General features: G+C 69.8%; 10 protein-coding genes and 1 pseudogene. 7 read left to right on the forward strand and 4 right to left on the reverse strand.

Features of this window, described 5'->3' with window-relative positions; genetic code table 11:
- Positions 1–6 precede the first annotated feature (6 nt).
- The 5 genes from nuoL (at position 7) to ABD332_RS40975 (ending at position 7283) form a co-directional block, all read left to right on the forward strand.
- Positions 7–1917 carry an NADH-quinone oxidoreductase subunit L gene (gene nuoL / locus ABD332_RS40955; protein ID WP_344509029.1) on the forward strand — a complete coding sequence of 637 codons (1911 nt, stop codon included), beginning with the start codon at positions 7–9 and terminating at the stop codon, positions 1915–1917.
- Entirely contained in the window at positions 1914–3443 is a 1530-nt protein-coding gene (locus ABD332_RS40960) for an NADH-quinone oxidoreductase subunit M (RefSeq protein ID WP_344509031.1), read from the forward strand. The genes nuoL and ABD332_RS40960 overlap by 4 nt, the downstream gene beginning before the upstream one ends.
- A complete protein-coding gene (nuoN, locus tag ABD332_RS40965) occupies positions 3440–4975 on the forward strand; it encodes an NADH-quinone oxidoreductase subunit NuoN (protein ID WP_344509033.1) in 1536 nt (511 codons plus the stop codon). Before ABD332_RS40960 ends, nuoN begins: the two co-directional genes overlap by 4 nt.
- An 88-nt stretch (positions 4976–5063) precedes the next feature.
- Positions 5064–6101, forward strand: a complete 1038-nt coding sequence (locus ABD332_RS40970) for a polyprenyl synthetase family protein (RefSeq protein WP_425552379.1) — start codon at positions 5064–5066, stop codon at positions 6099–6101.
- 402 nt (positions 6102–6503) lie between these two features.
- Positions 6504–7283: an IclR family transcriptional regulator gene (locus tag ABD332_RS40975; RefSeq protein ID WP_344509037.1), complete on the forward strand. Its 780-nt coding sequence runs from the start codon at positions 6504–6506 to the stop codon at positions 7281–7283.
- Between the two features lie 51 nt (positions 7284–7334).
- Here ABD332_RS40975 and ABD332_RS40980 read toward each other — a convergent pair whose 3' ends face one another.
- The gene (locus ABD332_RS40980) at positions 7335–9461 is read right to left on the reverse strand and encodes a PhoX family protein (RefSeq protein ID WP_344509039.1); all 2127 of its coding nucleotides are present in this window, start codon (positions 9459–9461) and stop codon (positions 7335–7337) included.
- Between the two features lie 143 nt (positions 9462–9604).
- Here ABD332_RS40980 and ABD332_RS40985 point away from each other — a divergent pair, with 143 nt between their 5' ends.
- Together ABD332_RS40985 and ABD332_RS40990 are read left to right on the forward strand one after the other, a co-directional pair.
- Positions 9605–10129, forward strand: coding sequence for a sigma-70 family RNA polymerase sigma factor (locus ABD332_RS40985; RefSeq protein ID WP_344509041.1), 525 nt, complete (start codon positions 9605–9607; stop codon positions 10127–10129).
- A 19-nt stretch (positions 10130–10148) separates the two neighbouring features.
- Complete coding sequence (locus ABD332_RS40990; RefSeq protein WP_344509043.1) at positions 10149–10910, forward strand: anti-sigma factor family protein; 762 nt, start codon at positions 10149–10151, stop codon at positions 10908–10910.
- A gap of 15 nt (positions 10911–10925) precedes the next feature.
- Here ABD332_RS40990 and rarD read toward each other — a convergent pair whose 3' ends face one another.
- From rarD to eccE, 3 genes and pseudogenes are all read right to left on the reverse strand, one after another.
- On the reverse strand, positions 10926–11852 hold the full coding sequence (gene rarD, locus ABD332_RS40995; protein WP_344509045.1) for an EamA family transporter RarD: 927 nt from the start codon (positions 11850–11852) through the stop codon (positions 10926–10928).
- A gap of 139 nt (positions 11853–11991) precedes the next feature.
- Positions 11992–12351, reverse strand: a pseudogene (locus ABD332_RS41000) (phage holin family protein); the annotation flags it as partial.
- 655 nt (positions 12352–13006) lie between these two features.
- Complete coding sequence (gene eccE / locus ABD332_RS41005; RefSeq protein WP_344509046.1) at positions 13007–14914, reverse strand: type VII secretion protein EccE; 1908 nt, start codon at positions 14912–14914, stop codon at positions 13007–13009.
- Positions 14915–14918 lie beyond the last annotated feature (4 nt).

A 14918-nucleotide genomic window follows, 5' to 3' on the forward strand; every position in this document is an offset into this window, starting at 1 on the left:
CGGGTTGTGGAACAAATCGCCTACACGGCGGCGTCCGGGTGGCTGGGCTCGTTCTGGCTGCTCGTCGCGATCCCGCTGGCGAGCGCGGCGGTGCTGCTGCTGCTCGGCAAGCGCGCCGACCGTTGGGGACACTGGCTCGGCGTGCTCAGCGTCGCCACGTCCTTCGTGCTGGGACTGACCTACTTCTTCACGCTCCGCGGGCTGGAGAACCGCAGCGGCGTCGAGCTGAAGCTGTGGGACTACATCGGCGTCGGGGACTTCAAGGTCGAGCTGGGTCTGCTGTTCGACCCGCTGTCGGCGATGTTCGTCCTGCTGATCACGGGTGTCGGTTCACTGATCCACCTGTACGCGGTGGGCTACATGGACCACGACCCGGGTCGCCGGAAGTTCTTCGGCTACTTCAACCTGTTCGTCGCGGCGATGCTGCTGCTGGTCCTCGGCAACAACTACGTGATGCTCTACTTCGGCTGGGAGGGCGTCGGTCTCGCGTCCTACCTGCTGATCTCGTTCTGGTACCTGCGCCCGAGCGCGGCGACCGCCGGTAAGAAGGCGTTCCTGATGAACCGCGTCGGTGACGCCGGTTTCGCGATCGCCATCTTCATGATGTTCGCCTACCTCGGCACGGTCGACTACGCCGAGGTCTTCAACAACGTCGACAAGCTCAGCGGCGGCGTGATCCTGACGATGGCGCTCCTGCTGCTGCTCGGCGCGGCCGGCAAGTCCGGCCAGTTCCCGTTGCAGGCCTGGCTCCCGGACGCCATGGAGGGCCCGACCCCGGTGTCGGCGCTCATCCACGCCGCCACGATGGTCACCGCCGGCGTCTACCTGGTCGCCCGGTCGCACGCGATCTTCGACGCCAACTCCACGGCGCAGACGGTCGTGGTCGCGGTCGGCGCGCTGACGCTGCTGATGGGCTGCATCATCGGCACCGCCAAGGACGACATCAAGCGGGTCCTGGCCTGGTCGACGGTCAGCCAGATCGGCTACATGTTCCTGGGTGTCGGGCTCGGCGGTGCCGCCTACGCACTCGCCCTGATCCACCTGCTCGCGCACGGCTTCTTCAAGGCCGGCATGTTCCTCGGCGCCGGTTCGGTCATGCACGGGATGCACGACCAGACCGACATCCGCCGCTTCGGCGGGCTGTGGAAGTACATGAAGATCACCTGGATCACGTTCGGCCTCGGCTGGCTCGCGATCATCGGCATTCCGCCGCTGTCGGGCTTCTTCTCCAAGGAGCCGATCATCGTCGCGGCGTTCGAGCGCGAGGGCTGGACCGCGTGGCTGTTCGGCGGCGCGGCCCTGCTGGGCGCCGGGCTGACCGCGTTCTACATGACCAGGCTCTTCTGGCTGACGTTCCACGGCCCTGAGCGGTGGACCGACGACATCCGGCACCCGCACGAGTCGCCGAAGATCATGACGATCCCGCTGATCCTGCTGGCGGTCGGCTCGGTCGGCGCCGGCTATCTGCTGTCGACGTCGGTGCCCGAGTGGCTGACCCCGGTCTACGGCAGCGAGCACGTCGAGCACGAGCCGGTCATGGGCCACACGCTGATCACGATCCTTTCGATCGTGGTGACGCTCGCCGGTGCCGGCCTGGCCATCGCGCTGTTCAACAAGGGCACCGCCCTGCAGGAGCAGCCGGCCGGCGTGCTGGTCACCGCGGCCCGCAAGAACCTCTACACCGACTCGTTCAACGAGGCGGTCTTCGAGGCGCCCGGCCGCTACCTGACCCGCGCGCTGGTCTACCTCGACAACCGCGGCATCGACGGGCTGGTCAACGGCCTCGCCGCGGGTGTGGGCGGCGGCTCCGGCCGGCTCCGCCGGGCGCAGACCGGTTTCGTGCGCTCCTATGCCCTGTCCATCCTTGGAGGCGCGGTGCTCGTGGTGGCCGCCATGCTGGCGGTGACGTTCGGATGAGCTCCTTTCCGTACCTGACCGTGCTCACGGTCGCGCCGCTCGTCGGCGCCGCCGGGATCGCGTTCCTGCCGAAGGACAAGCCGGAGCTGGCCAAACGCGCCGCGTTCGGCTGGTCGCTGCTGATCCTGGCGCTGACCGTCGGGCTGTGGCTGCAGTTCAAGCCCGACGGCGCCCGGTTCCAGTTCCGCGAGTCGTACACCTGGATCCCGCAGTGGGGCGCCAAGTTCACGTTCGCGGTCGACGGCATCGCCCTGGTGATGGTCGCGCTGATCGCGCTGCTGGTGCCGCTGGTCGTGCTCGCCTCGTGGCACGACGCCGACAAGAGCAAGCGGTCGGTGCCGGCGTACTTCGCGCTGCTGCTGGCCCTCGAATCCACGATGATCGGCGTCTTCGCCGCGCAGGACGTGTTCCTGTTCTACGTGTTCTTCGAGGTCATGCTCGTGCCGATGTACTTCCTCATCGGCTCCTACGGCGGTCACCAGAAGCAGTACGCGGCCGTCAAGTTCTTCCTGTACTCCCTCGTCGGCGGCCTGTTCATGCTCGCCGCCGTGGTCGGGCTGTGGGTGCTGGGCGGGCACACCTTCGACTGGCAGACGCTGGTGTCCGCGGACTTCAGCGTCACCGCCGAGCGGTGGCTGTTCCTCGGCTTCTTCCTCGCGTTCGCGATCAAGGCGCCGTTCTTCCCGTTCCACACCTGGCTGCCCGACGCCGGTGGCGCCGCGCAGGCCGGCTCGGCGGCGCTGCTCGTCGGCGTCATGGACAAGGTCGGCACGTTCGGCATCCTGCGCTACTGCCTGCCGCTGTTCCCCAACGCCTCGAAGTACTTCGCCTGGCTGGGGCTGACGCTCGCGCTGGTCGGCATCGTGTACGGCGCGCTGGTGGCGATCGGTCAGCAGGACCTGAAGCGGCTGGTCTCCTACACGTCGATCGCCCACTTCGGCTTCATCGGCATCGGCATCTTCGCCTTCACCACCCAGGCGGGCACCGGCGCCGTGCTGTACATGGTCAACCACGGCCTCGCGACCGGCCTGCTCTTCCTGGTCGTCGGCATGCTGGTCAGCCGGCGCGGCAGTGCCCTGGTGAGCGACTTCGGCGGCGCCGGCAAGCTCGTGCCGGTCCTCGCCGGCGTCTTCTTCATCGCCGGTCTCGCCTCGCTCGCACTGCCCGGCACCTCGCCGTTCGTCTCCGAGTTCCTGGTGCTGATCGGCACGTTCACGGTGAACAAGACGGTGGCCGTCATCGCCACCGCCGGCATCATCCTGGCCGCCGGCTACGTGCTCTGGATGATCCAGCGCACCACGCAGGGCACCACGAACCCGAAGCTGCTCGAGATCAAGGCGATGACCCGCGACCTGTCGCTGCGTGAGGCCGTCGTCGTCACGCCGCTGATCGTGCTGATCCTGGTGCTCGGCTTCTACCCGAAGCCGGTCATCGACGTGATCAACCCGGCGATCAAGGCGACGATGACGGACATGCACGTCACCGACCCGAAAGCCACCGCAGGCACCGTGGAGGCCGGCAAGTGAACGACAAACTCCAACTGCCGCACCTGGATTACGCGGCGCTGTCGCCGATGCTGATCCTCTTCGGCGTCGCGTGCGTCGGCGTGCTCGTCGAGGGCTTCGTACCCCGGCGGATCAGGCACACCGTGCAGCTGTCGCTGTCGCTGCTCGGCATGGTCGCCGCGCTCGTCATGGTGATCAACCAGGGCAGCAAGGAGGTGCTCACGGCGCACACCGCGGTCGCCATCGACAAGCCGGGCCTGTTCCTGTCGGCGTCGGTGATCGTCCTCGGCATCGTGTCGCTGCTGCTGATCGGGGAGCGGACGCTGGAGACCGGCGGCGCGTTCGTCGCGCAGGCCGCGGTCACCGCCAACACGGACGCCGACCGCGACCAGGCCACCCGCACCGCCGGCGCCACCGAGGTCTTCCCGCTGGCGATGTTCGCGTTCGGCGGCATGCTGCTCTTCTGCACCGCCAACGACCTGCTGGTCATGTTCGTGGCGCTCGAGGTCTTCTCGCTGCCGCTGTACCTGCTGTGCGCCCTCGCCCGCCGCCGGCGGCTGCTCTCGCAGGAGGCCGCGCTCAAGTACTTCCTGCTCGGCTCGTTCGCCTCGGCGTTCTTCCTCTTCGGCATCGCGCTGATCTACGGGTACGCCGGCCAGGTCGACTTCAAGGCGATCGACACCGCGATCCAGAGCTCCGCCAACGACGACATCCTGCTCTACGTCGGCCTGGCGATGCTGTCGATCGGCCTGCTCTTCAAGGCCGCCGCGGTCCCGTTCCACGTGTGGACCCCGGACGTCTACCAGGGCGCGCCGACCCCGGTCACCGCGCTCATGGCGGCCTGCACCAAGGTGGCCGCGTTCGGCGGTCTGCTGCGGCTGGTCAACGTCGGCTTCTCCCGCACCGAGTGGGCGCTGCAGGACGTGCTCGGCACCGTGGCGGTCATCACGATGCTCGTCGGCGCGATCCTGGCCGTCACGCAGACCGACATCAAGCGCCTGCTCGCCTACTCGTCGATCGCCAACGCCGGCTACCTGCTCGTCGGTGTCCTCGCGTTCAGCAAGGGCGTCTCCAGCTCGATGTTCTACCTGGTCGCCTACGGCTTCACGGTGCTCGCCGCGTTCGCCGTGGTGACCCTGGTCCGCGACGCCGACGGCGAGGCGACCCACCTGTCCCGCTGGGCCGGGCTCGGGAAGCGTTCGCCGCTGTATGCGACGCTCTTCACGTTCATCCTGTTGGCCTTCGCCGGACTGCCGCTGACCAGCGGTTTCACCGCGAAGTTCGGCGTCTTCGCCTCCGCCATCGACGCCGGCCAGACATGGCTGGTGATCGCCGGCGTGGTGAGCAGCGCCATTCTGGCCTTCCCCTATCTGCGGGTGGTCGTCATGATGTGGCTGTCGGAGCCGGGCGAGACCACCCCTGCGGTGTCGATCCCGGGCGCGATGACGGCAGCGGCGCTGGTCATCGGGACCGTCGCGACCTTGGTGCTTGGTGTCGCCCCGAGCGTGCTGCTCGATGCGACCGAGCACGCCGGGGCATTCTTCGGAAAATAGCCCCGCACACCGTGACGTCCCCCGTGGCCAACCACGTGGGGACGTCGCTGTATGAAGGGCGCCGCAAGCTGATCGGACAGGCTATGGCATCGTTGGAGCTGTGGTGAGTACGGGAACCGTGCAATCGGGTGCGTCTGTCGGCCTGACATTCGCCGATTCGGCGCTGGAAAGCAGCGTCATGGCGATCCTCAAGGACGTCGAGACAGTGCTGATCGACTCCGTCGACAGCGCCAACCCGCTGGTGACCGAGGCGGCCCGCCACCTGGTCAACGCGGGCGGCAAGCGCTTCCGGCCGCTGCTCGTGGCACTCGCCGCGCACTTCGGCGACCCGAGCTCGCGCGACGTCGTGATGGCCGGCGCGGTGGTCGAGCTGACCCACCTCGCCACGCTCTACCACGACGATGTCATGGACGAGGCGGACGTGCGCCGCGGCGCGCCCAGCGCGAACTCGCGCTGGGGCAACTCCCTGGCGATCCTGATCGGCGACTACCTCTTCGCCCGTGCCGCCGCGTGCGCCACCGAGCTCGGCCTCGAGGCGGTCAAGATTCAGTCGAGCACGTTCTCCCGCCTCGTGCACGGCCAGGTCGCCGAGACCGCCGGCCCGATGCACGGCGAGGACGCGATCTCGCACTACCTGCGGGTCATCTCGCAGAAGACCGGCTCGCTGATCTCGACCAGCGCCCGCTTCGGCGGCATGTTCGGCGGCTGCAGCGAGGAGGAGATCGAGGCGCTCGCGACCTTCGCGGAGACCTTCGGCATCGCCTTCCAGCTGTCCGACGACCTGATCGACATCGCCAGCGAGAGCACCCAGTCGGGCAAGACGCCCGGCACCGACCTCCGCGAGGGCGTGCCGACCCTGCCGGTGCTCTACGCGCTGGCCTCCGGTGACGGCGACGCCGCGTCGATCCGCCTCCGCGAGATCCTGTCCGCGGGGCCGGTCACCGACGACGCGCTGCACGCGGAGGCGCTGGGGCTGCTCCGGGAGTCCGCGGCGCTGAAGCAGGCCCGCGAGACCGTCCGTGGCTATGCCGACCGCGCACGGGCGTCCCTGGCCCCGCTGCCGCACGTGCCGGCGCGCGCGGCCCTCGAGTCGCTCTGCGACTTCATCGCCGACCGCACCAACTGATCCTTTCCGAAGCCCCGGGGCGGTCACGACGACCGCACCGGGGCTTCGGCATGTCCAGCCATATTGCTCATAGCAACCTGGCGCCGGTACCTGCCCCCGCAACAACTCGCAACGGCGTGATGACAGCCAGGAGCGGCTTGGCAGAACTCGCGCGACGGTTACTCAAGCGGACACCCATTACTTCCACAGATGCCACGGTCGCGGCCTGAGCATTACTCACGCTACACGGCGTGTCGACAACGTGACTGCACATGACCCATGTCCAGAATGGGCTATTCATCGCTATGTGTAGAGCCGTCGGATTCCCTGACCTGGCTCCAGAAATGATCAAAGTGTTCCCTGGACCCGCTCCAGTTTCATATGGTGTGAATCCAGTTACTGCTGCGGCTGGGGAGGGCGGCGGTGCGGGATCCACAGGCCGAACCCTCGGACCTCATCCGGAGCGTTTCGAGGGCACTACGAGTCTTGGAGGCCGTGGGTCAGTCACCACGCGGCCTCACCGTGAAGCAGATCGCCAGGCGATGTGACTTCACGGTCGCTACTACCTATCACCTGGTGCGCACCCTCGCGTACGAGGGCTACGTCATCCGCCGCGAGAACGGCACCTACGTGGTCGGCCTGGAGATCGCCGACCGCTACCGGGAGCTGGTGCTCGCGTTCCGGGGGCCCAGCGCCGTCACGGACCGGCTGCGCCGCGCCGCCGCCGAGACGGGGTACAGCCACTACCTGGGGCGCTTCATCGGCGGCAGGATCGCCGTGACGGCCGCTGCCGAGGGCCCGCGGACGCCGCCGCTCGACGACCTGGTGCCCGGCTACGACGAGGCCGCGCACGCGACCGCGCTGGGCAAGGCGCTGCTCGCGACGATGAGCGCCGACCAGCGGTGGCGGTTCCTGAAGGAGTACGGGATGCGCGCCTACACCTCGGCGACGCTGACCTCGCCCGAGGCGCTCGACTCCGACCTCGCCGCCGGCGACCGCCGCGGCATGCAGATCGAGATCGGCCAGTTCCGCCAGGGCCTCGCCTGCGCGGCCGTCATGGTCGTCAACGACCGCGACCCCGACCGCCGGGTCGTGCTGGCGTGCGCGCTGCCGCCCGCCGAGCTGATGTCATCGGCGAAGGTCGTGCGGACCCGCCTGCTGGCCACCGCGCACCACCTGGCGACGGTCCTGGCCGAACAGTGAAGCGGGTGCCTCCCCCTCGTACAGGGGAGACACCCGCCACAGAGATACGGCTCAGACGCCGATGTTGCGGCCGTCCACCCGCCACGCCACCGCGACGCCCGGCTTGGCGAAGTCGCCGTCGGGCCAGTTCGACGCCGGCTTCTCGATCGAGGCGCCGGTGATCTCACCCGGGTGCTGCACCGCGACGAACGCGCTCTTGTTGTCGCCGTGGATCCACGGGCCGCAGGTCTCGGCGCCGTAGGGCACCGTCAGGAACTGCTTCAGGTGGCCCTTCTCCGGACCCTCGAGCGGCACCGCGAACAGGCCGTCGTTGGTGCCGAGCGCGTTGCCGTCCGTGGAGATCCACAGGTTGCCGGCGCCGTCGAACGCGACGTTGTCGGGGCAGGAGATCGGCGACACCTGGGCCTTGTCGAAGCCCATGAAGTAGGTCGCCGGGTCCTTCGGGTCGCCGCAGACGATCGGGATCGTCCAGGTGAACGTCGTGCCCGTGTGGTCGCCCTGGTCCTCGGTGATCTCGAAGATGTGGCCGTGCTTGTTGTTCGTGCGCGGGTTCGCCTCGTCGGCGGGCGCCTTGCCGGCCGGGCCGCGCGCGGTGTTGTTCGTCAGCGCGACGTAGATCTTGCCGGTCTTCGGGTTGGGCTCGACGTCCTCGGGGCGGTCCATCTTGGTCGCGCCGACCGCGTCACCCGCGAGGCGCGTGAAGATCAGCACCTCCTCGACCGACATGCCGGGGACCTGCGACCTGCCGTCCTTGACCAGCGCGACCCACTCGCCGGTGCCGTTGAACGCGCCGTCGGCGGGCAGCTTGCCACTGCCGTCGATCTCCGCCGCCGACGTGAAGCCGAGCTTCGCCACGTACAGCGAACCCGACTCCAGCAGCGTCAGGTTGTGCCGGCGGGCGAAGTAGGACTTCCCGCTGTCGAACTTCTTGTCCGACACGAACTTGTACAGGTAGTCGAAACGCTCGTCGTCGCCCATGTACGCCACGGCCTTGCCGTTCTTGGCGATGATGATGTTGGCGCCCTCGTGCTTCACGCGGCCCAGCGCGGTGTGCTTGCGCGGGGTGGAGCCCGGCGTGAACGGGTCGATCTCGACGACCCAGCCGAAGCGGTTGGCCTCGTTCGGGTTCTTCGTCAGGTCGAAGCGGGCGTCGGCGCGGTCCCACTTGCGGCTGCCTGACGGGTAGTGGTTGACCGTGTCGATGCCGTACCGGTTGAACCGGGTCTTCGCCGGCTCGACGGCGGTCTCGGCGCCGACGAAGTACTGGTTGAAGTTCTCCTCGCCCGACAGGATCGTGCCCCACGGGGTCACGCCGCCGGCGCAGTTGTTGAGCGTGCCGATGACGTCGCGGCCCGACGGGTCCGCCGCGGTCTTCAGCAGGGCGTGGCCGGCCGCGGGGCCGGTCATCTTGAAGTGCGTCGCCAGTGCGGTGATCCGGCGGTTGTACCGCCGCGACCCGCGCGACACCGGGGTCCAGCGACCCGAGTCGCCGACCCGCTCCAGCTCGACCACCGACATGCCGTGCGCCGCCATCGCGGTGCGCAGCTGCTCGACCGACAGCCCGTCGATGCCCGGGAAGTTCGGGAACATCAGGTCTTCGTTGGTGTACTCGTGGTTGCACACGAGCAGCGCCCGCTCGCCCCGGCGGTCCAGCGGCAGCACCGCGACGAAGTCGTTGTTGTAGCCGAACTGCTTCGACTGCGCGTCGGCGGACTGCTTCGCGACGTTGAACCGCGGCGCGCCCGGCACGACCTCGTCGCCCCACTTGATGACGACGGCGTGGTCGTACCCGTTGGGGACGACGATGCCGTCGACCTGGTTGGGCGTGACCGCCTTGAACGTCAGCTGCGACGGCTCGGGGCTCTTCGCCGCGAACGTGTCGACCTCGGGCACCACCACGTCAGGCTCGACGGCCTCCCCAGCCGGCGCGGCGAACGCGGGCGTCCCGACGGCGGCTCCCGCCCCGGCCAGGCCCAGCACCAGCGCGCCGGCGCGCATGACGCCCCGCCGCGACACCGCGTTCACCTGGTCGGTGAAGTACGGGTTGTCGGACTGGTTCGGCACCGGGTGCTCGCAGGCGTTGCCACAGCGGTACAGGCAGGTCATTCGGTCACGGCCGCCGTGCGTCACGTTGGCCGCGCCGATGAACGGTAACGGCCGGCGATGGGTATCCGACATTACGGGCTCCTGATCCTGATCAGCGACGGGGGGATGACACGCGACCCTAGGGATGTCGGGTGAATGACATGTGACGCCGCCTTGAACCGCTGTGCGTATTAGTGCGTAGAAGCCAGTGGAAGGGATGCGGATAGTGCCAAAGCGTGAGTACAGACGATGCTGACCTGCTGCTGAAGGCGCTCCACAAGGAGCACGGAGACGCGCTGCTCGCCCACGCGCTGCGAATGACCGGCGGAGACCGTCAACGGGCCGAGGACCTCGTGCAGGAGACCCTGCTGCGGGCCTGGCAACACCCGGAGGCGCTCGACCCGGCGCGCGGCTCGGTGCGGGCCTGGCTCTTCACCACCGCTCGGAACCTTGCCATCGACGCGTGGCGGCGACGCTCCGCGCGGGTCGGCGAGGTCTTCACCGACCAGCTGCCGGAGGCTCCGGTCGCGGTCGACGAGACCGAGCGCGCGGTGGAGTCCTGGGTCCTGGCGGAGGCACTGAACCGGCTTTCCCGACCGCACCGCGAGGTCCTGGTGGAGTGCTTCTACCAGGGACGCTCGGTCGCCGAGGCGGCCGAACGACTGGGCGTGCCCCCGGGCACCGTCAAGTCGCGGACGTACTACGCACTGCGTTCGCTGAAGGTCGTCCTGGAGGAGTTGGGGGTGGGCAATGAGGTGTGAACACCTCCATGACTCGGCCGTGTACGTGCTCGGGGCGCTGTCGCCCGAGGAGCGCGACACGTATGAGCGGCACCTGGCGGGCTGTGCGGAGTGCCAGGCGGAGGTGGCGGAGTTCGGCGACCTGCCGGAGCTGCTCGGCAAGCTTGATCCTGGCGTCGCTTCGTGGGCCGGTCCCTCGGCTGTGCCGCCGTCCTCGCCCTCGTCTTCGTCCTCGTCTTCGGACCTTTCGTGGGCCGGTCCGTCGGTCGCGTCTTCGCCTTCGTCTTCGTGGGCCGGTCCGTCCGCCGTTCCTTCGCCGGCCGATGCTTCGGGGGCTGATCCGCTGCTGCCGCGGGTGCTCGACCGGGCGCGGCACAGCCGGCGCACCGAGCGGCGCCGCCGTCGCTGGCAGACCGCGGGGACGGCGCTCGTCGCCGCCTGCCTGGGCGTGCTCGCCGTGCTCGGGGTGCGGTCCGCAGGGCTCGGACAGCCCGATTTCGTGGCCATGCAGGAGGTCGCGGCGACGGTACCGGTGACCGCCAGCCTCGCGATCGAAGGGCTCGACGACGGCACCCTCGTGCGGATGCGGTGCGCCTACAAGCCCGGCGGTGGCTACGGCAAGTGGACGTACAAGCTCTACGTCGTGCCGAAGTCCGGCGCGCCCCAGGAGCTCGACTCGTGGACCGCCGGTGCCGGCGACGAGTACGAGCTCAAGGCGCACAGCCAGTTCCGGCGCGACAACATCGAGAAGATCGAGATCCGCGGGGCGGACGGCACGCCTCTGCTCGCCCTCGACGCCTGACCTTCGTCGTCTGACTCACACCGCTTCACGGACGGCGGTCGCCGGCTCCTTCACGGCGGCCGCCCTTCGCTTGTGGGTGTGCCGGATCGCGTCGGCGGTGAAGATCGCGAGCGCGCACCACACGACGGCGAACCCGGCCAGCCGCACCGGCGGCATCGGCTCGTGGAACACCAGCACGCCCAGCAGCAGCTGCAGCGTCGGCGTCAGGTACTGCAGGATCCCGAGACCCGACAGCGGCACCCGGTTCGCCGCCTCCGCGAACAGCAGCAACGGCACCGCGGTCAGCAGGCCGCTGCCCGCCAGCATGATCGTGTGCCAGGTCGACACTGTGCCGAACGTCTCCTGGTGCCGGCTCGCCAGCCACGCCAGGAACGCGAGCGCCGGCAGCGTCAGCACCGCCGACTCCAGGAACAGCCCCTCACCGGCGGGCAGCCCGAGCCGCTTCTTGATCAGGCTGTACGTCCCGAACGAACCGGCCAGCGTCAGCGCGATCCACGGCAACCGCCCGTTGTCCACGCTCAGCACGACGACGGCGACCAGACCGACGCCGAGCGCGACCCACTGCAGCCGCCGCAGCCGCTCGCGCAGCACCAGCACGCCGAGCAGGATCACGAACAGCGGGTTGATGAAGTACCCCAGCGACGCCTCGACCACGTGGTCGGTGTCGACGGCGAAGATGTAGACACCCCAGTTGACGGCGATGAACACCGCCGCCGCGGCGATCCCGGCGAGCCGCTTGCCGTCCTTGACCAGCGCCTTCAGGGTCTTCCACCGCGACAGGACGGTCAGCAGCACCGCCACCGAGATCAGCGACCACACGATCCGGTGCGCGAGCACCTCCACCGCCCCCGCCGGCCGCAGCGCCCGGAAGTACAGCGGGAACACGCCCCACATGATGTTGGCGGACAATGCGGACAAATACCCACGGCGCAGCGGTTCCACGCCTCTTACCGTAAGGGGCGGTCGGCCAACCGCCCCTCACCGGGTCGTTCGCCTACCTGTAGTTGCGGGGGTAGTACTGCTGCTGCCGCGACGGCGGGGGCTGCCGGCGCTGGTTTCGGTCCTTGTCGCCACCGTCCGGGATCACGAGGTTGATGACCCAGCTGACGATCCCGATGAACAGCGCCCCGAGCACCGCCGACGGCCAGAAGTTCTCGACGTGGAACGCCAGGTCCAACTGCTCGGCGATCCAGCTCGTCAGCATCAACAGCAGCCCGTTGACGACCAGCGAGATCAGTCCGAGCGTCAGCAGATACGCCCAGCACCCAATGGTCTTGATGATCGGGCGCAACACCGCATTGACGATCCCGAAGATCGCGGCGACGACGAGCACGGTGAGCACCGTCCGCCCAGTCGTCCCCCCAACAGTGATGCCCGGGATCACCAGCGTTGCCAGCCACACCGTGAACGCACTCACGCCGAGCCGGATCAGGATTCCCATGCGGGTGATCGTGCCACGCCCCACCAAGGTGGTGCTAGCTGCGCCGCTGTACTTCCGCCGCTGTACTTCCGCCCCACCGCTGCGCGGCGGGTCCCGGCGGGGCTTCCCACCCGACCGCTGTGCTTCCGCCCCACCGCCGGCGCGGCGGGTCCCGGCGGGGATTCTCACCCGCACCCCAATGCTCGCTGCGCTCGCACCGCCGGCCACGCTGCGCTTACCGCGCGCCTTCGGCGCGAGGCGGCGGCTTCCGCGCATGCGCGCCGCATCCGGTGCCCGGCGTCCGCCGTGCCCCATCGAGTCCAGCCATCGACCCTCGCCGTTTGCCCCAGCCGGCTGCACCGAACAAGCGCCGACGGCCGTCAAGCCCGATCGGGACGCGGTGAGCTGCTGCATCCTGGTGCCCTTCTGCGCATCTCCAAGGCCCGGGCGTTGCATTCCCGGGAAGCGTCGGTGGATTGGAGCTTGGGGGAATAGGCGACTCCTGCATTTGGACCAGGGACATCGGCGGCGACAGCGGCATTTGCTCGGGTCAAGGGTTCGAGAAGGACGAGGCCGGTGTGGTGGGCCGCGATGTGCGTTGTGGAGTTCGTGGATGTTGGTAGCGGTCGCGGTCCGTTGGGTCAGGACGGAGTGGCCACGCGCAAGGTGGCCTGGGTCAGCGGGTGGGGCGGCCGATGAGCTGGAGCTCGATGGGGGTTGGGGACAGGTGGGTCCAGCGGAGGGTGTGGTGGTTGATCACGGTGCCGAGCATCTCGGGTGGAATGCGGGTCAGCCAGGAGGCTGAAGCGGTCAGGCCGAGGACGTCGGTGGCGATGGTGGCCTCGGCTGGGGTCAGGGGCTGAAGGAAGACGAGGTCGGCCTCGGTCAGCAGGTCGGCATCGGCGAGCGTCAGCCCGTCACGGATCACGAGGGTGGCGCGCCAGGCGGACTCGGTCGAGATGGCGGGGAAGCCGGCTCCGACAACGAGATCTGCGTCAGGGCCATCGACGGGAGTGGGAGTGAAGCCGGTCGACGGCGCAGGTGTGGACGTGAGAGCGGGTCTGGGGGCGTTGGCGCGAGCAGGGGTGGCGGCAGGCCTGGAGCCGACGGTGGAAGGGGGCGCGGGAGCGGGTTCATGGCCGTCGGCGTGAGTAGCGGCGGCGGGCCTGGAGCTGGCGGTGGGAGTGCGGTGAGCAGCGGCCGCGGGTCGGGCGGTGGGGGCGGCGTCGAGGTCGAGGATCAGGAGTTGGGGGTGGGTGGGGGTTGGGGTGGGGAGGGCGGCGGGCTGGGTTGCTGGGAGCAGGGTGATCTGCTCGCCGGTGAGGGAGCGCAGGAACGGGGACCAGGTGTCGGGGCGGGACGACTGGATCGTGACGTGGGCGCCGACGGCCAGGGCGCGCAAGGTCAGGAGCTGGACGCAGCGGGCGCCGCCGATCAGGACGGCGCGGGTGGGCTGGGCGCGGAACGGGTGGATGACGGCGGGGGCGCCGCGGCGGTCGCGGCCGAGCATCAGGCCGGCCGGGGCGGGGGTGGGCTGGAGGGAGGCAAGGTCGGCGGCGGTGACGGGTCGGGCCGGGGTGCCGTCGGGGGTCAGGTCGTCGCGGCCGGTGAGCAGGCCGGCGAGCGCGGCGGTGCTCGACGGGGCGCCGCCGCCGAGGGGGAGCGTGGCGGCCAGCCCGTCGAGCTGGGCGCCGCGCAGGCGGGTGACGGCGGCGTCGTGGGTGGTGGCCAGGCGGTGCAGCGCGGCGGTCGCCCGGTCCAGGGCGGCCGGGGTCGGGGCCGCGAGGCGGATCGTCAGCTCGGCGCGGCACGGGTCGTCGCCGGCGGCGGTGAGGGCGACCGTCACGGCGGCGCACGGCAGCGTCAGCAGATGCGTGGCGAACGGGCCTTCCCGCGGGCGGCGGCGCAGCCTGAACACCGCCTGGTGCAGGCCGCCGACCTCCAGGCCGCGCCTCGTCTCGCGGGTCGGCAGGCCGGGCCGGTCGCCGGCGGTCTCCGCGAGCGCGGCCGAGGCCGACGGTGCTGAGAGGGGGTGGGCGGGCAGGTGGGCCTTGGTGAGCTGGCGGCACACGCGGCGGACCGCGGCGACGAGGGTGTGCTCCAGGTCCTCGCGCTGAAAGCCGCCGGCGCGGCGGGCGCGCACGCACAACAGGACCCGCTGGTGTGCGAGGACCTGGCCGTCGGTGAGCTGCCGGTAGGACACCGCGGAGGGGGACGCGTCGCGGTCGAGGGCGGCGGTCGCGCTGATCAGCAGCTGGACGCGTAGCTCCGGAAGGTCCGGGGCGGGCGGGGGCAGCAGCGTGCTCAGTGGCGGGAGCGGCGGCGGGGCGTCGCCGAGCAGGTCGGACAGGTTGCCGACCTGGATCATCGCGGCCAGCCCGTCGGCGTCCTCCACCACGCCCGCGGCGACGCCGTCGATGTCGACGGACGTCATGAAGGGCCGGACAGCGGTGCCACGCGAGCGGGCGAGCAGGCCGACCGGCGCCACCACCAACCCCAGGGCCCACGCCGGGTGCACCGTCCACGCCAGGACGGACAGCGCCAGCGCGGCCTGCACCAGCACCACGTACAGGACCTTCCTCATATCG

Origin of the sequence: Dactylosporangium maewongense (assembly GCF_039531485.1) — a bacterium.
Taxonomy (GTDB): Bacteria; Actinomycetota; Actinomycetes; order Mycobacteriales; family Micromonosporaceae; genus Dactylosporangium; species Dactylosporangium maewongense.